Source organism: Lentzea sp. NBC_00516 (assembly GCF_036346835.1).
Taxonomy (GTDB): domain Bacteria; phylum Actinomycetota; class Actinomycetes; order Mycobacteriales; family Pseudonocardiaceae; genus Lentzea; species Lentzea sokolovensis.
Map to the genome: position 1 here is coordinate 8,449,770 of NZ_CP107840.1, position 20,836 is coordinate 8,470,605.

Below are 20,836 nucleotides of genomic sequence, written 5' to 3' on the forward strand. Positions count from 1 at the left end.
GAAGGAATGCGCATGGCGAGAGCAGGCTGGCCCGGTCTCATCAACGCCTACCGGGACCGCATCGAGATCCCCGAGGGCGCCGAGGTCGTGACGCTGCACGAAGGCGGTACGCCGCTGGTGCACGCTCGAAGGCTCTCCGAGGCGACCGGGTCCGACGTGTGGGTCAAGGTCGAGGGCGCGAACCCGACCGGCTCGTTCAAGGACCGCGGCATGACCGTGGCGATGACGTACGCGCTCGCCTCTGGCCTGAAGGCGGTCATCTGCGCCTCCACCGGCAACACCTCCGCCTCCGCCGCCGCCTACGCGGCCAAGGCGGGCCTCACGGCGGCCGTGCTCGTGCCCAGCGGCAAGATCGCGATGGGCAAGCTCGCGCAGGCCGTCATGCACGGCGCCAGGATCCTGCAGATCGACGGCAACTTCGACGACTGCCTGGAGCTCGCGTCCAAGACTGCCGCCGAGTACCCGGTGACGCTGGTGAACTCGGTCAACCCGGTGCGGCTCGTCGGCCAGCAGACCGCCGCGTGGGAGGTCTGCGACGTGCTCGGGCAGGCGCCCGACGTGCACTGCCTGCCGGTCGGCAACGCGGGCAACATCACCGCGTACTGGAAGGGCTACACGTCGTACGACAAGGGCCTGCCGAAGATGTTCGGGTTCCAGGCCGCCGGTGCGGCCCCGCTGGTGTCCGGTCAGCCGGTGTCGAACCCGGAGACCATTGCGACCGCGATCCGGATCGGTTCGCCGGCGTCGTGGACGGGTGCGATCAAGGCCCGCGACGAGTCCGGTGGCCTGATCGACGCCGTCACCGACGAGCAGATCCTGGCCGCGTACCGGCTGCTGGCGTCGTCCGAGGGCATCTTCGTGGAGCCCGCGTCGGCGGCGTCCATCGCCGGTCTGCTGATGACCGCCGAGGACGGCAGGCTGCCGCGCGGGTCCACGGTTGTGTGCACCGTCACGGGTCACGGCCTGAAGGACCCCGACACGGCGTTGCTGGGCACCACCGAGGTCGAGCCGGTCCCGGTCGACCCCGGCGCCGTCGCGCACGCGCTGGAGCTGGCGTGAAGTTCCTCGTCTCCGTCCCCGCGTCGACCGCGAACCTCGGTTCGGGGTTCGACGCGCTGGGCATGGCGCTGGGCATGTACGACGACGTGGAGGTGGCCGGCGGCGAAGGCGTCGACGGCCTCTCGATCACGGTCGACGGTGCCGGATCCGGCGACGTCCCGCTCGACGAGACCCATCTCGTCGTGCGGGCCGTCCGCGCCACCGGCTACACCGGTGGACTGGCGCTGAGGTGCCGCAACACCATTCCGCACGCACGGGGACTGGGCTCGTCGGCGGCCGCGATCGTGGCGGGCGTCGCAGCCGGATTCACCCTGTTGGGTCGCGAGTTGGACACGGACGCATTGCAAATCGCCGCCGAGTTCGAGGGCCATGCGGACAACGCGGCTGCTTCTCTGTTCGGCGGCGTTGTCGTTGCCTGGTCTGAAGGAGAGCGCTACCGCGCCGTGCGCATGGACGCCGACGCACGCGTGCGCCCGTTCGTCCTCATCCCGTCGCAGGAGTCGTCCACCAAGACCACGCGCGGCCTGCTTCCGGCCGAAGTGCCGCACGCGGACGCGGCGCACGCCGCAGGGCGCGCTGCCCTCGCGGTGCACGCGCTGACGTCGGATCCGGCAGTTCTCCTTGCGGCTACTGAGGATCGACTCCACCAGAACTACCGCGAGCCCGCATGGCCGGACACCGTTCGGGTGATCAACGATCTTCGCAAGCTCGGAGTTCCCGCCTGCGTGAGCGGAGCGGGACCCACCGTGATCGCCTTCGGTGATCTTCCTCCCGAGATCGACGTGCACGGCTTCGACGTGCGGAGACTCGACGTCGACGCCGCCGGCGTGCGCGTTCGTCCATTGGACTGACACGCCCGACCCCGGTTGTTGCATGGTGGAGGACCGGCGTCTACTCTCGGGGGCGATCAGTCACCGCGCGCACGGGCGCCGGTGTCGCGCTCGGACACTCGTTCCGAGTCGCAATCCTTTTGCGTTCCGGCTCTGTGCCGTGCGGGCGGGGCGAACGCAAAAGAGGCACCCGATCGCCGTGTGATCTGAGAAAAGTCCCGTGCTTGAGGGAAGCCGTCGTGCTTCCGTCTTCATCGGACTTGACCGCCGTTCCCCGCTGAAGTGGGAAGGCGGGTCCGCTGGGCCGCGTAGGAGGCGGGGCCTGGTCAGGAAGGACTTGTGTGACCAACACCGATTTGCTGAGCAGCGAAGTCGCAGCTGCCGCTGGTTCTGGAGCCGAGGAGAACGCTCTGTCCACCCCATCGAACGGCACGACGCCGCGCCGCCGCGCGGGTCTGTCCGGCATGGTGCTCGCCGAACTTCGCGAGCTCGCCGGCCAAATGGGCATCACCGGAACCGCAGGCCTGCGCAAGGGCGACCTGATCGCGGCCATCAAGGAGAAGCAAGGCTCCGGTGCCCCGGCGAAAGCCGAGAAGCCCGCGAAGGCCGAGAAGGTCGCCGCGAAGGCCGAGGCCCCCGCTGAGAAGCCGGCCGCTGTCAAGGCCGAGAAGCCTGCCGAAAAGCCTGTTCAGCAGCAGCTTGAGGTAGCGGAGAAGCCCGCCGCCGAGTCTGGCGCTTCCGACGATGCTCGCTCGTCCGAGGACGGTGGGCGCCGTGGAAACCGTCGCCGTCGTTCCGGCCGTGGCGGTGGCAACGCCGAGGGCGAGAGCCAGTCGCAGCAGCCGCAGCAGGAGCAGCGTTCCGAGCGTCCTGAGCGGAACGACCGTCCCGAGCGTGCGGAGCGCCCCGAGCGCACTGAGCGTCCGGACCGCGCTGAGCGTTCCGACCGCGCTGAGCGTTCCGACCGCGCTGAGCGTTCCGACCGTGGCGACCGCGCTGAGCGTGGCGAGCGTCAGGACCGTGGCGAGCGCTCCGAGCGTTCCGACCGCGGCGAGCGTTCGGACCGTGGTGACCGCAACGAGCGCGGCGGCCGTGACCGCAACCGCGACCGTGGCGAGCGCAACGACCGTGGTGACCGTGGCGGTGACCGCCAGGGTGGCGGCCAGCCCGACGGTGACGACGACGGTGGTCGCCGTGGCCGCTTCCGCGACCGCCGCCGCCGTGGTGGCCGTGGCGAGGAGCAGAGCGGCCCCGGTCGTGGCGACCGCGAGACCGAGGTGCGCGACGACGACGTCCTGCTCCCGGTCGCGGGCATCCTGGACGTGCTGGAGAACTACGCGTTCGTCCGCACGTCTGGCTACCTCGCGGGCTCGAACGACGTCTACGTCTCGTTGTCGCTGGTCCGCAAGTACGGCCTGCGCCGTGGCGACGCCCTCACCGGCGCCGTCCGCCAGCCGCGCGACGGCGAGCAGCAGCGCCAGAAGTTCAACCCGCTGGTCCGCGTCGACAAGATCAACGGCCTGGACCCGGAAGAGGCGCGCAACCGCCCGGACTTCACCAAGCTGACGCCGCTCTACCCGAACGAGCGTCTGCGCCTGGAGACCGAGCCGCACATCCTCACCACCCGTGTCATCGACCTGGTGATGCCGATCGGCAAGGGCCAGCGCGCCCTGATCGTGTCGCCCCCGAAGGCCGGCAAGACCTCGGTGCTGCAGTCGATCGCCAACGCGATCACGACGAACAACCCCGAGTGCCACCTGATGGTCGTCCTGGTGGACGAGCGTCCGGAAGAGGTCACCGACATGCAGCGTTCGGTGAAGGGTGAGGTCATCGCCTCGACCTTCGACCGTCCGCCGTCGGACCACACGACCATCTCCGAGCTCGCCATCGAGCGGGCGAAGCGCCTGGTCGAGATGGGCCACGACGTGGTCGTGCTGCTCGACTCGATCACGCGTCTGGGCCGTGCGTACAACCTGGCTGCCCCGGCTTCCGGCCGCATCCTGTCCGGTGGTGTCGACTCGACGGCGCTGTACCCGCCGAAGCGCTTCCTCGGTGCCGCTCGCAACATCGAGGGTGGCGGGTCGCTGACCGTTATCGCCACCGCTCTGGTCGAGACCGGTTCCGCCGGTGACTCGGTGATCTTCGAAGAGTTCAAGGGCACGGGTAATGCCGAGCTCAAGCTCGACCGGAAGATCGCGGACAAGCGGACGTTCCCGGCCGTCGACGTCGACTCTTCCGGTACGCGTAAGGAAGAGCTGCTGCTGTCGCCTGACGAGATGGCTGTCACGCACAAGCTGCGTCGGGTGCTGCACGCGTTGGACGGGCAGCAGGCCATTGACCTGCTGCTGGACCGGCTGCGGAAGTCTCGCACCAACATCGAGTTCCTGATGCAGGTCGCGAAGACTACGCCTGGGTCTGAGCAGGACTGATCGTTTTGTAGGCGTGTGAGTTTCACGTGAAAAGACCCCCGGTGCTGGTCGCCGGGGGTCTTTTTGTTGTTGTTCACTCGAATGCCGCGCGGGCGCGCGGGGTGGGTGGGGCGTCCCCCGGTTGCGTTGGCGGGTGCCTGTTGTGTCGTCTGCAGGTGGTCACCTTGCGGGCGTGGCCTTGCGCTGATTCCTGGGGCTCCGCCCCAGACCCCGCCAATCTGATCAAAAGCCGGGGTCTACGCCACCGGCAGGTTGATGGCACGCCTGTTGCTTTGGGCGGAGTTGCGTTGCTTTGGTGGTTGCGTTGGTGGGGTGGCTTCGTCACGAGTCGAGCCAAGAGCGGGCCACATCAGGGAAGGGGTGTCAACTCGACGAAAAGCGTGTCGAGTTGACACCCCTTCCCTGATGCAGCAAGAGCTGTGGCACGACTCGTGACGAAGCCACCCCACCCGGACCGCACGGTAAGGACGGCTCGCCTTCGGCATCGCTGGAGTGTCAGACCCCGTCGCTAAGTTGGGTCGCGGGGGATCCAACTTCGGAGGGGACCCCTGCGTCAGCCTGCGTTTGTGCTGGTCAGCGGCAGCGGGTGGTCTGGCGGCTCTCGTCGTTCTGCACCAGCGCCTGGAACGCCAGGCCCAGCAGCACCGGCAGGCCCACCACCGTCGCGGCCATGGCGGGTACCTCCACCGCGCCCTCGACGACGCCCAGCGCCAGGACTGCTGCCAGGTACGGCCACCTCAGCCAGGTGCGTTGCCAGGTTCGCTTCCAGCGCACCCCGCCCGATACCGCCGCGGCCACTGCCACGCCGGCTCCCGTCACGACCGGTGACAGCGGCACCGTGGTCCAGGAAGCCGTGATCAGCCCTGCCGACCCCATGAGGCCGAACACGGCGGCGGAGAACAGGAACGGCACTGCCAGCCACATGTGCTGGTTCATGGGCCGCTCTGAGGTGCAGAACACGGCCACAGTCTGATGGAGACCCGCCAACAACATGGAGTCGTATTTGGCCGAACGGCCACACCTTGCGCCGAACGGCGTATCGTGGAGGTTAAGCGGCTGTGACTTAAGCCACGGGGCGGGGTTGGGAACAACCGCGTTTTTGCACGTGTTGAACGGTCTGGCAAACTAAATGGTCGAGTCCGGCTCCGGTTCACCCGTTCACCAACTGGGACCCGGCGGCCATCCTTGAAAGGGACAAGATCTTGAAGACTGGCATCCACCCCGAGTACACCCCCACCGAAGTGACCTGCAGCTGCGGGAACACGTTCACCACGCGCAGCACCTCGGCTTCCGAGGTTCGCGTCGAAATGTGCTCCAACTGCCACCCGTTCTACACGGGCAAGCAGCGCATCCTGGACACCGGCGGTCGCGTCGCGCGCTTCGAGGCGCGTTACGGCAAGCGCAACAAGTAGCTGCTTTCACGGCGCCTGACCTCGGCCTTCTGGCCGGGGCGGGCGCCGTCGCCGTTTCCACGGAAACCCAACGAAAGCAGGAGACGTGTCGCAGTCGCTGGACAGCTTGCTCGCCGAGTACGACGAGCTGGAGAAGAAGCTCGCCGATCCCTCCGTGCACGCTGACCAGGCGGGGGCGCGCAAGCTCGGCAAGCGGTACGCCGCGCTCGGGCCCGTCGTGAAGACGGCGCGGGAGATCGAGCAGGCCAAGAGTGACCTGGAGGCGGCGAAGGAACTCGCTGCCGAGGACCGGTCCTTCCAGGAGGAGGTCGAGCAGATCGAGGAGCAGCTCCCCAAGCTGGAGGAGAAGCTCAACGAACTGCTGCTGCCGCGTGACCCGCACGACGGCGACGACGTGCTGCTGGAGATCAAGTCCGGTGAAGGTGGCGAGGAGTCCGCGCTGTTCGCTGGGGACCTACTGCGTATGTATACGCGGTATGCGGAGCGACATGGGTGGAAGGTCGAGATGCTCGACGGCACCGACTCCGACCTCGGCGGGTTCAAGGACGTCACCGTCTCCATCAAGACCAAGAACGCTGTGCCGGACGGGGTGTGGAGCCGGCTGAAGTGGGAGGGCGGCGTGCACCGCGTGCAGCGCGTGCCCGTCACCGAGTCGCAGGGGCGCATCCACACCTCCGCCGCCGGCGTTCTCGTGTTCCCGGAGACCGAGGAGACGGCCGCGGTCGAGATCGACGAGAAGGACCTGCGGATCGACGTCTACCGGTCGTCCGGCAAGGGTGGTCAGTCGGTCAACACCACCGACTCCGCCGTGCGCATCACGCACCTGCCGACCGGCATCGTCACGTCGTGCCAGAACGAGCGCAGCCAGTTGCAGAACAAGGCTCGCGCCATGCACGTGCTGCAGAGCCGGCTGGTGGCCCTCGCCGAGGAGCAGAAGGCGCAGGAGCAGTCGGACGCGCGGCGCACCCAGATCCGCACCGTTGACCGCAGTGAACGGGTGAGGACCTACAACTTCCCCGAATCACGCATCTCCGATCACCGGGTTGGGTACAAAGCGCATAACCTGGACCAGGTGCTCGACGGAGACCTGGACGCGGTGGTGGACGCACTCGCCGCCGCTGACCGGGCAGAACGGCTCGCAGGCGGGTAATCCGACGTGGGAGGGGCGCGTTGTGGCCGAGATCTTGGTGAATCCGCAGTCAGCGCCCCTCGACCAGCCGGTCGACGTGCTCGTGGCCGGGCTGAAACCCGGCCAGACAGTCACCGTGCAGCTCTCCACAGGCGATCGCACCTCTCACACCGTGTTCGAGGCGGACGACCGTGGTGTCGTAGATCTGACCAGGCACGCACCGCTCGATGGCAGCTATCGCGGCGTTGACCCGATGGGGTTGTTCTGGTCGTTGGAACGCACCGGCGGCAAGGCCGGTCCCACCGTGCTGTCCGTCGAGGGCGTGGGCGACCGCGTTCTCGAACGGCTCTCTGTGCCCGAGGGCGTCGAACGGCTGGAGGTCCGGGAGAACGGGCTGGTCGGCACGCTGTTCGCCCCTGAGGACGACGGAGGCGAGCTGCCGGGCGTCATCGTGCTCAGCGGGTCAGAAGGCGGCATCCACGAGACTGACGCGGCGCTGCTGGCCGCGCACGGGTTCGTCACGTTCGCCCTCGGCTACTTCGGCATGAAGGGCCTGCCCGAGAACCTCGTCGACATCCCACTCGAGTACTTCGGCAAGGCCATCGACTACCTGTCCGAACGCTCGGGCGAGATCGGCATCATCGGTGGGTCGCGCGGCGGTGAGCTGGCGTTGCTCGTCGGCGCGACGTTCTCGCAGGTCAGCGCGGTGGTCAGCATTGTGGGCAGCGGCGTGGTGACGCAGGCGATCGGGCCGGGCGCCAACCTGCTGCAGAAGCTCTCGTACGAAGCGGCGTCGTGGACGTTGAAGGGCGAGCCGCTGCCGTATCTGCCGTACGAGATCGGCGACGAGCTGCGGGCGAAGATCGTCAACGACGAACCGGTGCCGTTGCGGCTCGCGTTCAGCACCGAGGACGGCATCCCCGAGGACACCGAGATCCCTGTCGAACGGATCGTCGGGGGTGTGTTGCTCATCTCGTCCGGACAGGACGACGGGTGGCCGTCAGTCGACCTGAGCGAGGTCGCGATGCGGCGGCTCAAGGACCACGAGCACCCGTTCCCGTACGAGCACGTCGTGTATCCCGAGGCAGGACACCTGATCGCGGGCCCGCCGCACCGGCCGGCCACCGACGTGACCTATCCAGGGCCCGGTGTCACCTTCTCGGGTGGTGGTGTCCCGCGCGCGACCGCACATGCTCAGGCGAACGCCTGGAAACGGACGGTTGAGTTCTTGCGGGAGCAGCTCGGGAGCTAGGTTGTGTGCTTATGAGCGCACACTTTGATGTCGTGGTCGTGGGTGCGGGTCCCGGCGGGTACGTCGCCGCGATCCGTGCGGCTCAGCTCGGGCTGAAGACCGCCATCGTCGAGGAGAAGTACTGGGGCGGCGTCTGCCTGAACGTCGGCTGCATCCCTTCGAAGGCCCTGCTGCGCAACGCTGAGCTCGCGCACATCTTCACGCACGAGCAGAAGACGTTCGGCATCAAGGTCGACGGCACCGTGAGCTTCGACTACGGCCAGGCGTGGCAGCGCAGCCGCAAGGTCGCGGACGGGCGCGTCAAGGGCGTGCACTTCCTCATGAAGAAGAACGGCATCACCGAGTACAACGGGTGGGCCAACTTCACCGACGACCACTCGCTGACCGTCGGGGACGAGACGATCACGTTCGGCCACGCGATCATCGCAGTGGGCGCCACGACCCGGATGCTGCCGAACACGCAGAAGTCCGACCGCGTCGTGACCTACGAAGAGCAGATCATGACCGAGCAGCTGCCCGACTCGATCATCATCGCGGGCGCCGGCGCGATCGGCGTCGAGTTCGCCTACGTCATGCACAACTACGGCGTGAAGGTCACCATCGTCGAGTTCCTCGACCGGATGGTGCCGCTGGAGGACGCCGAGATCTCCGCCGAGCTGCTCAAGCGCTACAAGAAGCTGGGCGTCGACGTCCGCGTCGGCACGCGGGTCGAGTCGATCGACGAGTCGGGCGAGAAGGTCCGCGTCACGGTGTCGAAGGACGGCGCCCAGGAGGTCCTCGAGGCCGACAAGGTCATGCAGGCCATCGGTTTCGTGCCGCGCGTCGAGGGCTACGGCCTGGAGAACACCGGCGTGAAGCTGACCGAGCGCGGTGCGATCGACATCGACGGCCGCGGCCGCACGTCCGTGCCGCACATCTTCGCGATCGGTGACGTCACCGCGAAGCTGATGCTCGCGCACGCCGCCGAGTCCATGGGCATCATCGCCTCCGAGACCATCGCGGGCGCGGAGACCATGGAGCTCGACTTCGTGATGATCCCGCGGGCGACGTTCTGCCAGCCGCAGATCGCGTCGTTCGGCTACACCGAGGCGCAGGCCCGTGAGAAGGGCTTCGACGTCCAGGTCGCGAAGTTCCCGTTCACCGCGAACGGCAAGGCGCACGGCCTCGGCGACTTCGCCGGGTTCGTGAAGCTGATCAGCGACGGCAAGCACGGCGAGCTGCTCGGCGGCCACATCATCGGCCCCGAGGCGACCGAGCTGCTGCCCGAGCTCACGCTGGCGCAGCAGTGGGACCTCACGGTCAACGAGGTCGCGCGCAACGTCCACGCGCACCCGACGCTGTCGGAGGCCGTCAAGGAAGCGGTGCACGGCCTGGCCGGGCACATGATCAACTTCTGAGGTAGTTTTCTCATCTGATGATGAACCGGCAACCGCTCCGCCTCGCCGTCTCCGAGGCGGCCAAGATCCTCGCCGAGGCGGGTGTGGACAGTCCGCGCGTCGACGCGGAGTACCTGGCCGCGCACGTGCTCGGGGTCGAGCGCGGGCGGTTGCCGCTCATCCCGCTGGTCGATCCGTCGGTGATCGACCAGCTGCACAAGCTCGTTCTCGTTCGCGCCTCGCGCATTCCGTTGCAGCACATCCTCGGCTGGTCGCCGATGGGCACCATCACCGTCGAGGTCGGGCCCGGTGTGTTCGTGCCGCGGCCCGAGACCGAACTGCTGATGGAGTGGGGTCTGAAGGCGCTGGTCGGAGTTTCGTCGCCGGTCGTCGTGGACCTGTGCACGGGAACGGGCGCGCTGGCGTTGTCCATCGCGGCCGCGCGCCCGGACGCCGTGGTGCACGCGGTGGAGATCGATCCGCAGGCGATCTCGTGGACGCGGCGGAACGCGAACGCGCGGGTGGCCGCCGGGGACACCCCGATCCGGTTGCACTCTGGGGACGCCACCGACCCGTCGCTGCTGTCCGATCTGGACGGTCTGGCGGACCTCGTGGTGTGCAATCCGCCTTACGTGCCAGAGGGAACTCCCGTGCAGCCCGAGGTGGGTGTGCACGATCCGCACCACGCGGTGTTCTCCGGTGCGGACGGGCTGGACGTGATCCGCCACGTCGTGCGGGCGGCGGCACGCTGGCTCAAGCCCGGCGGGTCGGTCGGCATCGAGCACGACGACACGCAGGGGGAGTCCGTGCCGGCGTTGCTGGCCGCGCGCCGGGTGCTCGCGGACGTGACCGATCACGCCGACCTGGCGGGGCGGCCCCGGTTCGCGACCGCCCGCAAAGTCGGTTAGACCGGCTTAGAAGAGCGCGTCGAAGGCCTTCGACAGGTCCTTCATCTGCTCGCCGAGGCCGCGGTCCGCCAGCTTGTCCATCAGGTGGTCCGCGACGTCCTTGCTGGGCTTGGGTTTGCGGGCCTCGGCGCGAAGATCGTCCACCGTCTCGATCGTGGCCGTGGGTGCCTGGGTCTCGGTCAGGTCCTCGCGCAGTTCGTCGAGCAGCCGCAGCACTGCGCTCACGTCCTGGATGTGTCCGATGTGGACGTCCCCGGTTCTGGCGCGTCCACTCGTGCCGATGTTGCTGCCGATCACCGGCCCCTGGATCTCGAAGTTCCGCTCGTTCATGACTTACCCCTGGTCGTGCTGGTGTTGCCCGTGCGTGCCTTGCCGGCCGTGGCGATGTTGCTGGAGATCACCGGGCCCGTGATGTGCACGTTGTTGCTGGTCACCTGCATGGCCTGTTCCATGAACTCGGTGACCGAGATTCCCTTGCTCTCCAGGAACTCGCCCAGCGTGCGCAGCAGCCGTGACTCCAGCACCTTGATGTAGCGCTCGACGTCGGTGAGCTGGAAGTAGTTGTCGACCTGGCTCCTGCTCGCGAGCTCGCGCAGGCTGTTGCTGGCGCCGTACCGTGCCGCGACGAACGTGCCTTCCGCCTGGTGGATCGGGTTCATCCAGCCCACGGCCGTGGCGAAGCGCTTCGGCAGCGACGCCGGGAACTTCAGCAGGTCGACGACCGCGTCGAGGAACGGGCGCATCGACTGCTCCGGCAACACGTCGATCTGCCGGTGGTGGGCGTGGATCGGGTGCAGGATGCAGGGAGTCCACTCGACGTAGAGCATTTCCTCGTCGAGGCCGAACGTCAGGTACGCGGAGACGACGACGTCGCGGTCCCACGTCTCGACCTGGAACGAGCGGAAGTAGCGCATCCACTCCATCGGCCTGGCGATCAGACCGTCCACAACGGACCTGTCCACCGCCGACTCGGGCGAATGGTCCTTGTTCGGCAACACGATTCGCGCTTCGGCGTCATCTATGTGGTCGATCAGCTCGACCGAGGAGATGACGACGCGGTCACCGGTCTTCAGTCCGCGCAACCGATGCCCCGGTGAGAGCGACGGCGAGCGGCCCGTCTTGACCAGTTCGCTCGTGATGCGGTCGTACAGCTCCACGAGGGCGAATCCGGGCAGTGGCGCGTCGGTCTTGTCCTTGGCGAGCTTGAGAGGCAGAGCCATCGACCACGGTTCGAACATCGTGCCGGAGCCGACGAACGGGCGATAGCCGTGATAGACGATCACCTGCGCCTCTTCGGAGTCGTCAGGTTCGGCGTCGTTCTCGGTCGGATAGAGCGCGAGCGCTTCGGCGTAGTTCGAGTGCCCAAGCTCCCGGAACTTCCACTCGTTTCGCCACAGCTCCTCCTCGCCCTGGCTGGTGCGGAAACCGGTGCGCCGGAAGCTCTTCGTCACCAGCAGCCAGGTCACGACCCGATCGCCCAGCAGTATCGCGAAGATCAGCGCGATCGCGATGATCAAGGTCGCGAGCACGGCGCCGCTGCTCTCCTGCTCGCACACCTCGTACCTGGGCCTGCAGTACTCGCTGGAGGCGGCGAGCTCTTCCATGAACTTGTACAGCACGAAGAAAAGCGCGATCGCGCTGGCGATCGAGCCGAGCACGGCCGGCCCGCGCGTGTGAGGCGCGGTCTTCTTCGGACGCGTGAGCGCCAAGCGCGCCCCGGTCCCGACCGCCACGATCGAGGCGACCACCAGCCACGCCACGAGCAGCGTCCCGTTCGCGGCGAACAGCACCACGACCGCCAGCGCCAGCAACAGACCGTCGCGCACCTTGCGCCGCGTGCGTGCCGCCACCGCCTCCCGCAACACCGCGCCGGAGTTGACTCCTGGCGATCGCGGAATCGACCGAGTGGCCTCGACGAGGTACTCGCGAATGGCTGAGTCCGCGAACTCCTCGTCGCGGTGAGCGGCTCCGCAGAGGAAGCGGGTTGTGTCGTCGCGCAACTTCGGAGAATCGTTTCCCGTCGTTGCCACGGGAGTTGACATTGTCCTGTCCACTTTCTGTCATTGAAATCGAGCACTCTGTGTTTGTGCTGGTCAGGGACATGGTGAGACAACGAACAACATGCAATTCGTACCGTTGCTGGCACAATAGTCGTTCCTGATCGGAATGGGGCAGAGGTGGCTGAATTGCACATTGTCAATGCGCCGAACGAGGGCAAATGACGCGCTTCTCGGACGCGCCGCCGATCCGTTGCTTCCTGAGCTACGCGCGCCAGGACGACGTGGTGATGGACTTCGTCGGCCCGTTCGCCACGGCGCTGCGCCACTACGCCTACGCGGACCGAGGCCGCTCGCTGGAGATCTTCCTCGACCGCGAGGCCATCGGCTGGGGAGACCTCGTCCAACCCACCCTGCGCTCCGCCGTCCGCGGCACGACCGTGCTGATCCCGGTGCTGACCCGCCGCTACTTCGACCGCCCGTACTGCCGCGAGGAGCTGTTCCTCTTCTACAACCAGGCTTTCGTGGACGGCGTGCGCGGTCTCCTGCTCCCCGTCGTCCTGCTCGGCGCCGACCACCTGACCGAACACAACCCGGACCTGGCCGTGCAACTGGTGGTCGAGCGCCAGCACCGCAGCGTCCGCGAAGCGTGGATCGAGGGACCGTCGTCCCCCGCGTGGCGCCGCACGATGCTCGCGCTGGCGTCAGAACTCGTGGACAACGTGGAGGCCGCCGAACGCACGCTGCTCACCGCTCCCGTGCCGCCCGAGGTCGACGTTCCCGCTGTGCTGGCCCGATTCTCCCGCGACGTCCAGGCGGTGATCGACTCCTGCGGCAGCGTGGTGGCGGACTTCCAGGCCCTGCTGGGCGTCGACCGGGCAGCGCTGGCCCCCGCCGCCGTGCGCCTGCGAGACGCCGGCCGCACGTTCGAACGCCAAGCCTTCGATGCTGACCGAGCCCTGCGCTCAGCCGGCGTTCCTTCGTCTGCTCGCTTCTCGGAACTGGACGACCTCGTGCCGGGCGTGGAAGCCCTCCTGGCGTCGACGCACCGTCTCGAGGCGTCCGACGTACCGATCCGCCGCACGATGACGGTGTTCCGCGAGGGCCTCACCGCGCTGCGCAGCGGTCTGCGAGTCGTGGAGTCCTGGGCGGAGTGGCCAAATCCTGGCCAATAACGCGTCGTTTGGGCCCGTTGGGGTCAAACGGTCGTATGTTCTCCGCGGGGAGGGCACGCGGTCACGCGCTATGAGGATCCGCCGCCTCGCGCGTGACCGCGTGTACGCCTACTGCTCTGGCGCGGGTTCACGAACCGGAAGCCAGGCGACGAGGAAGACGAACGCGCCGTTCACGAGCACAGCGACCAGGAACAGCAGGTTGAACCCCAGGTTGACCTTGCCCGGTTCGAGTTCACGGACGAACCCCACCTCGTCCACGACCACATCGACGTCACGGCCTGCGTCTTCGACGGTGTGGCCGAGGCTGGGCCAGTAGGTCAGCGTCCTGCCACCGCAATCCAGCTCGTTGGACCACTGTGTGGAGCCGCGGCTGCTCGAATGGCTGTCCACGCTCATGACCTTGCAGTGCACCGGTTCCCCGAACGCGGTGAGCCACAGCGAATGGCCGCCCGTGTTCACCGCGAACGCGGTGACGACGCCGATCGCCAGCGCCGTGAACATCGGCCACTTCTCCGGGCGCCGGTAGCCGCTCAGTGCGGCGCCGTAGCCGATCAGGCAGATGGCCGTGGCGAGAATGAAGAGGACCATCAGATTGCTGGCGGGGGTGTTGGGCAAAAAGCTGCCCACCATGACGGCCGTGAGGAACAGACAGGCAACGAGCAGTCTCTTCGCTCGAAGGGGAGGTCTGGTGCCGATCATTCGTCCAACGACCCTTGCTGTCTTGGGAACGTCCTGCCCTGGTTCTCCAACTCGTCGTACTTCGCCCATTCACGCAGGTGATCAGCCGTTGCCTTCGCGATCCAGCCCCCGTCCTCGACGTTGGGCATCGAGTGCGGCGTCACCGAGCCGTCAGGCCGGGTGGTCGGTTTGTAAGGCGTATAGGCGCCGGCCGCTTCCTGGAACGGTTGCGACGGCTGCGGGACCTTGTTCTGGTACGGCTCCTCGTACTTGTGCTTCCAGACGTTGCCGGCGTCGCCGTAGCCGTCCTTGAACTCGTTGCCCGCTTGCTTGAGCTTGTCCCCCGCCTCGCTGACCTTCGGGCGCGAGTTCCCCCAGTCCTCAAGCCGCTTGCCCGCATCGGCGAGCCCGTCCCCGCGCGTGGAGGGGGCATGGGGAGCGCGAGGTCCACCGCTTCTGCCGAACCGGCCAAGCCGCTTGAGCACATCACCGAGCTGGCCGAAGAGCCCCTTGAGGCGGCCCATGATCCGAGTGATGAGTTTGACCAGCTTGGCCAGTTGCTGAGTGATCTTGCCCAGTACCGCCGCGCCGCGCCCGACCGCCCACGCGGAGAACGCTGCGAGAGAGCTGCCGAGCGAGACCCACGAGGACGCGAGCGCGATGACGGCGTTGCGGATCACCTCCCAGACGAACAGGGCGATGAGGTCGCGGATCATCCCGCGGATCGCAGCCGTGATCGTGCCTGCCTTGGCGATCTCCGACGCGACGAACGCGCATGTCTTCGACACCGCGCCGATCTCGGTCGCCAGGTCTCCCTGACTCTGCCGGAACTTCTCGGCCGCCGTTCCCTGCTCCCAGCACGGCAGTTCGCTCTTGACGGCCCTGTCCTGCTGCTCGCCGATTTCGTGGAGGTCTGCCGCGACCTGGTTCCAGATGGTCACGGCAGATTTGATCTTGTCGCCGTTGCCTGCGAGCCAGTCCAGCGGTTCGCGGAGAAAGCTCAGGTGTTCGATCAGCCAGCCGATGCCCGCGGTGGCCAGCGATCCCAACGGATCCATCCACATGCCGAGCCCGTCCAAGGCCAGCGCGGCGGCGTTCATCCCGAACTCCAGGAAGTCGCCCTCGCCCAGGCGGTGAGCCGAGTCGATGGTCTGGATGAGCGACTCGGCCACGCCACCGCCGGCGACGTTGTCGGGGTTCGTCCAGCCGTCGCCGAAGCCTGTGAAGGTCATCGTGGACCTTCAAATCTGGTGCGGTTGGCGTCCTCGTGCGATGAGTACGTGTCCGCTGTGGCCGCAGTGTCTTCGGAGGCCCTGCCGACTGCAGTGGCCAGTTCCCTGATAGCTGCGGTCGTACCCTGCGCCCACTCCTGCGCGTCGGAGGCGAAGAAGGACAGCAACTGGCCGAACGTGTCGCCACCGAGGTCAACCGCAGCCGCTTTGTTGGCTGCGGCGTCCAATGCGTCCTCTCGCGCCCGCTGGCCCTTCGCGAACTTGAGCAGTTCGGTCGGCTCGACTCCGAAGCCCGTCACCGGAGCACGCTCCCGAAGCCGTCTTCGTCGTCATCCGCCGGACGTTGTGGCCGTGGCGCTGGCTTCTGGGCCGGGTCGTTCCACGACACCTCGCGCATCACCTGGCCGTCCTCAGGTGGAGGCGGCGCTTCCTCTTCCTCCGGCTGCGGGATGAAGCTGCGAAGGAAGTCCATCGCCTCGGTGCCGCCGAACTCGGGCTCCACAATGGACGCCACCTGTTCGGCGGCGTTGATCTGGGCCTTCTGCACGGTCTGCATCACGAGGTGGCTCAGTTGCACGTGTGTCAGGCGCATCGCGGTGGGGGAGAACTCGATGTGCTGCAACGCGCCGTTCGGTGCGACCTGGACGGTCACCGCCTCGTTGGGCGAGGTGACTGTGCTGCTGGCCTCTTGGATCTGCTCCTGCATCTGCTGGGAGCGTTGCTGGATCTGCTGTGCCCGGGACTCCAGGTCCGCGATCATCTGTTCGGGGTTCATCGTTCGCTCGTCATCGCGAGGATCTGTCCGAGGTGCCGTGCCAGGCCCATGTTGTCCGCGGGACTGATGGTGAACCAGCCGCTGCGGGTCTCGATGTTGGAGTAGCGGCCCCGGTTCGTGTCGATCCAGGTGACCGGTGGGAAGTCGCGCTTGGTGCGGCCCTGTCCCAGCTGCACGAGGAAGTGCCCGTTGCCGATGGCGGGCCCGGTCAGCATCTGCTTGGCGATGCGGACGTCGTCGTTCTCCATCGTGCGGACCGCCTGACGGAAGCCCTCCTGTTGCTGCTGCTGGGCTTCGAAGGCCTGGGCCGGCACCGTCACCGGCTTGCCGGGTCCGGGGCGGCCCGGCGGCATGGCGTTCGCGAGGCTCGTGGCGATCTCGTTGGGCTGCACCAGGTTCAGCGTGACGGCCGTGTCGTCCTGGGTCACCAGGACCGCGTAGCCGCCGCGCGCCACCACGCTCGCGCGGATCAGCTTCTGCTGGTTCATGTCCGGGATGCAGAGGGCGATCACGCGGAGTTCGGGGCGCGCCAACAGGTTCAGCGCGTCCTCGAGGTCGGGCTCCGGCCTGCCGCGCCGTGCCAGGTTCCGGCGTTCGAGGTCGGCGTGCACCGATGCCTTGATGCGCACGCGTTCGTCGAGCGTCTCGCCGTGCTGGCTGACGTCGAACGGGTACGGGATGTTCCCCGCCCGCAGGTCCTCCCAGAGGACCTCGAACGCGGGCAGGGAGAGCTGCGCGATCTGCCTCATCCGCCGATCACCGGCGGCGCGACCATGCGTTCGTCGTCGAAGAAGTCGTCGGTGGGCACGAGGTAGTTGGACTTGTGCTCCTTGTCCTCCTCGCCACCGCCCTTGCCCGCACCGGCGCCACCGCCGGCCCCCATGCCACCGGCCGCGCCACCACGACCCGCCGCACCTGCACCAGCGGCACCCGTGCCACCACCGGGACCGCCTGCGACTCCGGCGCTGCCACCGGGCGTCGCGGGACCGAAACTGCCCATGCCGCGGCCCGAACCGCCCACGCCGGCCATACCGCCGGGACCCGTGCCGCGACCGCCACCTGCGCCACCGCCGCCAGAGCCACCGCCGCCGGGACCACCACCGCCGGGACCACCACCGCCGGGACCACCACCGCCGGGGCCACCGCGCCCCATGCCGGGACCGCCGCCTGGAGGCCTGCCCTGCGTGCCGCCGGGCGGTCGCATGCCGGGAGGCAGCACGCCGGGCGGGGTGAACGGGGGCCGGTTCTGGCCGCCGGGGTTGTTCTGGTTGTTGTTGCCGGGCTGCAGCGACGGGTCCTTGACCTGAGGAGCGGCCCACGCGGCGTTGGTCGTGCCGTTGTTCGACCCCGGAGGCATCGACGGCATGCCAGTGCTGCTGTTGTTGCTGAACTGCTGGTTGGCGTTGACGTTGCTCAGGCTGTGCGAACTGGTGGTGCTGCTCGTCTGCGTGACGCCCTGGTCCTGCGTGACCTGCGGCGTGGATTCCATGGTGGGCATGGACATCGCCGCCGACATCATCGTGCTGTCACGCGTCTGCATGACCTGCACGGCTTCTTCTTTCGCACCCTGCTGCTCGTTGTGCGTCGAGATCATTTCGACGGGCGCACCCACCATGGCGACCGGATTCAGGGGGCCGCCTGCCAACGCCCACTTGCCCGCGATCTTCAACGGGTTGAACTCGACGGGAGCAGGCATGCTCTTGTTGGCCTGGACCGCCGCTTCCCGCTGTTGTTCGATGGCGCCGGCCGTGCGAGTGAAGCCTTCGCCGGTCTGATCCGCGAACGTGCCGATCTTGCCCAGCGCGTTCCGGACCCCTTCGGCGGCCCGTCCTGTCCACGCGCTCTGCGAGCCGTTGATCAGGATGTTGAAGTCGGTCGCCAGGTCCTTGAACGTGGTGCCGAACGCCCTCCACACATCGACTGCCTCGGTCGCGGTCTCAGGGGCGTAGTTCTGGGTGACCAGGCTCTTCATGTGCTCGTGTTGCTGGCCCGGATAGTTGTCAGTCGGTGTCGGAACAGCGGCTTTGATGGGCGCCATGAGAATCCCCCTCGGGCGTCGTTACGGCAGCTTCGATGCGATCAGGTCGGCCGCCTTCGATGCTCGCTCGCACGCGGCCGCGGTATCGCCGGTCGCGACTTTGACGGTCGAGATGAGCGCAACGGACGACGTCTCACCAGCAGCGATCACAATGGCGCAGGTGTCTTTGGATCCGTCTTGGGCTTCCGCTTTCGTTGCGGTGAACTTGCCGACCGTGATGTCGGAGACCTTGTCGCCCTGGATGTTCAGGTCCTTCACGCCCTTGTCGACGTAGATGCCCGCGTTGAGGCCTCCGCCTCCGGGGATCGTCCAGTCGCAGGTGTCGGCAGAGGCGATTTTCCCTGCTTCGCCGGGAAGCTTGAAGCCGAAGCCGGTTGCTTCGGTATCGGTGAGGAGGCTGCAGGGCTTGATTGCTTTCAAACCGGACGCGGCGTTGCTGTCGCTGGTCGGTGTGCTGCTACCCGCGGTGGGCGTCGGTGTCGGTGTGCCCGTCGTGCCGGTGCATCCGGCGGTGGCTGCCGCGAACCCGATCAAGGTGGCGATGAGGATGCGCTTCATGACTTCCCGTTGAGTTTCTTGAGCGAGTCGGAGCCGCTCTGGTCGGCGTTCTGATAAGAGGCGCGGCTCTTCTCGATCTGCGTCTTCAAGGACTCGATGGCCCGAGCGACGTCCTCGATCTGCTTGACCGCCGCCGCACCGAAGTCTGTGTTGGACTTGACGATGTGCTCGGCGTATCCGCCTCCGAGCTTCATCTGCAGGTTGAGCTGACCTCGCTTTCGCAGGATCTTCTCAAGCTCGTCCTGCATCGCGGTCAGTTTTTTGATCATGGCGTCGACCAGGTGTGGGTCGACGGAGAGCTGCTGCGTCTCCACGGCCACGGCGATGGCCTTGCCGGCGTCCATGACGGCGCTCAGCCCGCTGCCGAAGATGCCGTCCCAGGTGCCCCCAGAGGCCCTGTCGGCGAAACTGCCTGCCTTGCCGCTTGTCACTACTTCCCCAGACACAGAAGCTCGACCCTCCCCGATTGCGCTCTGTGGTCGACCCATGACCTTACAGTTGTGCGGCCGTTTGGGGGATAAGTTGAACTACTCAACCTGTTTGGGTTAAAACTTCACGCTGGTCAGGAAGGTTCTGAACGCGCTAAGTGAGAACGCAGGCACAGCTCCAGTGGGGTGCATGAGATCTCGTAGGTCAGCGGATCAGCCCGGCCTCCGCGATCGCCTGCGCTGCGGGGACGAGCAACTCGCGGCGCTCGTCCTGCGTGGGGTTCTCGGCGAGGGGGCCTCTGATGCTGACGCCGACGTGGCCGAGCTGGAACTGGAGCGTCCAGTCGGACCCGATCCTCAGCATGCAGGTTCGGCCGGTGCCGACCGACGGGGTCACGGCGACCACGTCGGCGATGTCGGGCCTGGACGTCAGGCCGCACAGCAGGGTGTTGTGCTCGGTTGCGGCCTGCTCGTTCTCCCGGACGGACAGCGAGACGTGCAGCTCGCGGTACTCGGCCTTGTTGAGGTCCCCGTTCGGCACGATGTTGTGGCGCTCGCAGGAGATCTGGCCTTCCCACTCAGGGCCTCTGCTCGACGCGGCCGGGTAGAACGTGCCCTCCGTCATCGCCGCTTCACCCGAGTGCGCCGGGAAGGACTGCCGGAACGCCGTTCTGCTCATGGCCTCGCACGGGCTCTTGACCTTGCCGAGCAGTCCTGAGTAGACGTGGCGCATCGGGGCGGTGGGGCCTTTGGAGATCGCGGACTTCACCAGAGGTTCGAGTGCGGTCGCGAACGTCTGGACGTCCATCGCGCCGTAGGGCCCGGGGTTGTACGTGTCGATGTATACGTTGATCAGGAGATCGGGCTTCCACACGTCGATGTGCTGCGTCGTGGATTCAGCGTCGTTCCACTGGATCAGCGACAGGCTGTCCTCGGAGCGTGGGGTGCCAGGTCGTCGTGTGCCACCGGTCTGCAGGAAGGCCAGGTCTGCCGCCGTGTTGAACGGTGTCTGGCGCACGCTCACGCTGAGCGAGTTGCCGTTGGACAGCGTGTAGGTGCAGTAGCTGGCGGAGTCCGCGGCGCTCTGGGCGAGTGCTGCATCAGGCGGTATGTCGCCGTCGAGGTGTTCGTGGGTGACGCCGGCCTTCGCATTGAGCGAGACGCCGAGCCCAGTCAGCTGGTCGATCGTGATCACGGAGCAGGCGTCGTACAGGGCCGTGCCGCCGAACTTCAGCGGCTGGCCGTCGCCGGGCACCTGTCTCAGCGCGCTCTCTTCCACCTGCTGCGCCTGCGCCGGGGGCTGGTGCCGGCTCGTGAAGTGCTTGATGCCGAACACGCCGGCCGCTACGACGAGCAGCGCTGCCAGAGCGATCGAGAGCCCGACGATCAGCATCGTGCGCGGCTTTGGCGGCGTAGGTGGTGGCGCGCCTACGGGCGCCCACAAGTTCGGTGGCTCTGCGTGCTGCTGGTCCATGATCTCCCCCAGATCTGAGCAAACCGCTCAAAACTAGCTCTCCTGGGTGCGGCCCCGCAGGCAGTTAGCCGGGCCTTGCGTCACGC

At 67.3% G+C, this 20,836-nt stretch carries 21 protein-coding genes; 9 read left to right on the plus strand and 12 right to left on the minus strand.

Annotated features, from left to right (window positions below):
- Nucleotides 1–12: 12 nt before the first annotated feature.
- From thrC to rho, 3 genes are all read left to right on the plus strand, one after another.
- Nucleotides 13–1,059, plus strand: coding sequence for a threonine synthase (thrC, locus tag OG205_RS39065; RefSeq protein WP_442916647.1), 1,047 nt, complete (start codon nt 13–15; stop codon nt 1,057–1,059).
- A complete protein-coding gene (gene thrB / locus OG205_RS39070) occupies nt 1,056–1,910 on the plus strand; it encodes a homoserine kinase (RefSeq protein WP_330272841.1) in 855 nt (284 codons plus the stop codon). Before thrC ends, thrB begins: the two co-directional genes overlap by 4 nt.
- A gap of 320 nt (nt 1,911–2,230) precedes the next feature.
- Nucleotides 2,231–4,318 carry a transcription termination factor Rho gene (rho, locus tag OG205_RS39075; protein WP_330272842.1) on the plus strand — a complete coding sequence of 696 codons (2,088 nt, stop codon included), beginning with the start codon at nt 2,231–2,233 and terminating at the stop codon, nt 4,316–4,318.
- A gap of 573 nt (nt 4,319–4,891) precedes the next feature.
- Here rho and OG205_RS39080 read toward each other — a convergent pair.
- Nucleotides 4,892–5,254, minus strand: coding sequence for a hypothetical protein (locus tag OG205_RS39080; protein ID WP_330272843.1), 363 nt, complete (start codon nt 5,252–5,254; stop codon nt 4,892–4,894).
- A gap of 266 nt (nt 5,255–5,520) precedes the next feature.
- Here OG205_RS39080 and rpmE point away from each other — a divergent pair, with 266 nt between their 5' ends.
- The 5 genes from rpmE to prmC all read left to right on the plus strand — a co-directional run bounded on the left by rpmE (nt 5,521) and on the right by prmC (nt 10,395).
- A complete protein-coding gene (gene rpmE, locus OG205_RS39085) occupies nt 5,521–5,730 on the plus strand; it encodes a 50S ribosomal protein L31 (protein WP_030480430.1) in 210 nt (69 codons plus the stop codon).
- Between the two features lie 85 nt (nt 5,731–5,815).
- Nucleotides 5,816–6,880 (plus strand): peptide chain release factor 1, encoded by a 1,065-nt coding sequence (gene prfA, locus OG205_RS39090; RefSeq protein ID WP_330272844.1) that lies wholly within the window; start codon nt 5,816–5,818, stop codon nt 6,878–6,880.
- 22 nt (nt 6,881–6,902) lie between these two features.
- A complete protein-coding gene (locus OG205_RS39095; protein ID WP_330272845.1) occupies nt 6,903–8,111 on the plus strand; it encodes an acyl-CoA thioesterase/bile acid-CoA:amino acid N-acyltransferase family protein in 1,209 nt (402 codons plus the stop codon).
- An 11-nt stretch (nt 8,112–8,122) separates the two neighbouring features.
- Entirely contained in the window at nt 8,123–9,508 is a 1,386-nt protein-coding gene (gene lpdA / locus OG205_RS39100; RefSeq protein ID WP_330272846.1) for a dihydrolipoyl dehydrogenase, read from the plus strand.
- Nucleotides 9,509–9,528: 20 nt separating this feature from the next.
- Nucleotides 9,529–10,395, plus strand: coding sequence for a peptide chain release factor N(5)-glutamine methyltransferase (gene prmC / locus OG205_RS39105; protein WP_330272847.1), 867 nt, complete (start codon nt 9,529–9,531; stop codon nt 10,393–10,395).
- Between the two features lie 6 nt (nt 10,396–10,401).
- Here prmC and OG205_RS39110 read toward each other — a convergent pair whose 3' ends face one another.
- Together OG205_RS39110 and OG205_RS39115 are read right to left on the minus strand one after the other, a co-directional pair.
- Nucleotides 10,402–10,725 (minus strand): hypothetical protein, encoded by a 324-nt coding sequence (locus OG205_RS39110; RefSeq protein ID WP_330272848.1) that lies wholly within the window; start codon nt 10,723–10,725, stop codon nt 10,402–10,404.
- Complete coding sequence (locus tag OG205_RS39115) at nt 10,722–12,395, minus strand: hypothetical protein (RefSeq protein ID WP_330272849.1); 1,674 nt, start codon at nt 12,393–12,395, stop codon at nt 10,722–10,724. Before OG205_RS39115 ends, OG205_RS39110 begins: the two co-directional genes overlap by 4 nt.
- A 218-nt stretch (nt 12,396–12,613) precedes the next feature.
- On the opposite strand from OG205_RS39115, the gene OG205_RS39120 reads away from it, so the two are divergent.
- The gene (locus OG205_RS39120) at nt 12,614–13,567 is read left to right on the plus strand and encodes a TIR domain-containing protein (protein WP_330272850.1); all 954 of its coding nucleotides are present in this window, start codon (nt 12,614–12,616) and stop codon (nt 13,565–13,567) included.
- Between the two features lie 108 nt (nt 13,568–13,675).
- Here OG205_RS39120 and OG205_RS39125 read toward each other — a convergent pair whose 3' ends face one another.
- The 9 genes from OG205_RS39125 to OG205_RS39165 all read right to left on the minus strand — a co-directional run bounded on the left by OG205_RS39125 (nt 13,676) and on the right by OG205_RS39165 (nt 20,669).
- Nucleotides 13,676–14,155, minus strand: coding sequence for a hypothetical protein (locus OG205_RS39125; RefSeq protein ID WP_330272851.1), 480 nt, complete (start codon nt 14,153–14,155; stop codon nt 13,676–13,678).
- Between the two features lie 107 nt (nt 14,156–14,262).
- Complete coding sequence (locus tag OG205_RS39130) at nt 14,263–15,477, minus strand: hypothetical protein (RefSeq protein WP_330272852.1); 1,215 nt, start codon at nt 15,475–15,477, stop codon at nt 14,263–14,265.
- The gene (locus OG205_RS39135) at nt 15,474–15,776 is read right to left on the minus strand and encodes a hypothetical protein (RefSeq protein ID WP_330272853.1); all 303 of its coding nucleotides are present in this window, start codon (nt 15,774–15,776) and stop codon (nt 15,474–15,476) included. Before OG205_RS39135 ends, OG205_RS39130 begins: the two co-directional genes overlap by 4 nt.
- A complete protein-coding gene (locus OG205_RS39140; protein WP_330272854.1) occupies nt 15,773–16,252 on the minus strand; it encodes a YbaB/EbfC family nucleoid-associated protein in 480 nt (159 codons plus the stop codon). Before OG205_RS39140 ends, OG205_RS39135 begins: the two co-directional genes overlap by 4 nt.
- Nucleotides 16,249–17,001: an ESX secretion-associated protein EspG gene (locus OG205_RS39145; protein ID WP_330272855.1), complete on the minus strand. Its 753-nt coding sequence runs from the start codon at nt 16,999–17,001 to the stop codon at nt 16,249–16,251. Before OG205_RS39145 ends, OG205_RS39140 begins: the two co-directional genes overlap by 4 nt.
- Nucleotides 16,998–18,290, minus strand: a complete 1,293-nt coding sequence (locus tag OG205_RS39150; RefSeq protein ID WP_330272856.1) for a hypothetical protein — start codon at nt 18,288–18,290, stop codon at nt 16,998–17,000. The genes OG205_RS39145 and OG205_RS39150 overlap by 4 nt, the downstream gene beginning before the upstream one ends.
- Before the next feature lie 21 nt (nt 18,291–18,311).
- Complete coding sequence (locus OG205_RS39155; protein WP_330272857.1) at nt 18,312–18,848, minus strand: DUF3558 family protein; 537 nt, start codon at nt 18,846–18,848, stop codon at nt 18,312–18,314.
- Entirely contained in the window at nt 18,845–19,279 is a 435-nt protein-coding gene (locus tag OG205_RS39160) for a hypothetical protein (protein WP_330272858.1), read from the minus strand. Before OG205_RS39160 ends, OG205_RS39155 begins: the two co-directional genes overlap by 4 nt.
- A gap of 202 nt (nt 19,280–19,481) precedes the next feature.
- Entirely contained in the window at nt 19,482–20,669 is a 1,188-nt protein-coding gene (locus tag OG205_RS39165; protein WP_330272859.1) for a hypothetical protein, read from the minus strand.
- Between the last annotated feature and the right edge of the window lie 167 nt (nt 20,670–20,836).

Excerpts from the sequence above, each read along its gene's own strand:
- lpdA (WP_330272846.1), top strand. The coding sequence starts at position 8,123 with ATGAGCGCACACTTTGATGTCGTGGTCGTGGGTGCGGGTCCCGGCGGG.
- prmC (WP_330272847.1), top strand. The coding sequence starts at position 9,529 with ATGAACCGGCAACCGCTCCGCCTCGCCGTCTCCGAGGCGGCCAAGATC.
- OG205_RS39165 (WP_330272859.1), bottom strand. The coding sequence starts at position 20,669 with ATGCTGATCGTCGGGCTCTCGATCGCTCTGGCAGCGCTGCTCGTCGTA.
- OG205_RS39125 (WP_330272851.1), bottom strand. The coding sequence starts at position 14,155 with ATGGTCCTCTTCATTCTCGCCACGGCCATCTGCCTGATCGGCTACGGC.
- thrC (WP_442916647.1), top strand. The coding sequence starts at position 13 with ATGGCGAGAGCAGGCTGGCCCGGTCTCATCAACGCCTACCGGGACCGC.
- OG205_RS39140 (WP_330272854.1), bottom strand. The coding sequence starts at position 16,252 with ATGAACCCCGAACAGATGATCGCGGACCTGGAGTCCCGGGCACAGCAG.
- OG205_RS39150 (WP_330272856.1), bottom strand. The coding sequence starts at position 18,290 with ATGGCGCCCATCAAAGCCGCTGTTCCGACACCGACTGACAACTATCCG.
- OG205_RS39120 (WP_330272850.1), top strand. The coding sequence starts at position 12,614 with ATGACGCGCTTCTCGGACGCGCCGCCGATCCGTTGCTTCCTGAGCTAC.
- OG205_RS39130 (WP_330272852.1), bottom strand. The coding sequence starts at position 15,477 with ATGACCTTCACAGGCTTCGGCGACGGCTGGACGAACCCCGACAACGTC.
- OG205_RS39145 (WP_330272855.1), bottom strand. The coding sequence starts at position 17,001 with ATGAGGCAGATCGCGCAGCTCTCCCTGCCCGCGTTCGAGGTCCTCTGG.
- OG205_RS39155 (WP_330272857.1), bottom strand. The coding sequence starts at position 18,848 with ATGAAGCGCATCCTCATCGCCACCTTGATCGGGTTCGCGGCAGCCACC.
- OG205_RS39080 (WP_330272843.1), bottom strand. The coding sequence starts at position 5,254 with ATGAACCAGCACATGTGGCTGGCAGTGCCGTTCCTGTTCTCCGCCGCC.
- OG205_RS39110 (WP_330272848.1), bottom strand. The coding sequence starts at position 10,725 with ATGAACGAGCGGAACTTCGAGATCCAGGGGCCGGTGATCGGCAGCAAC.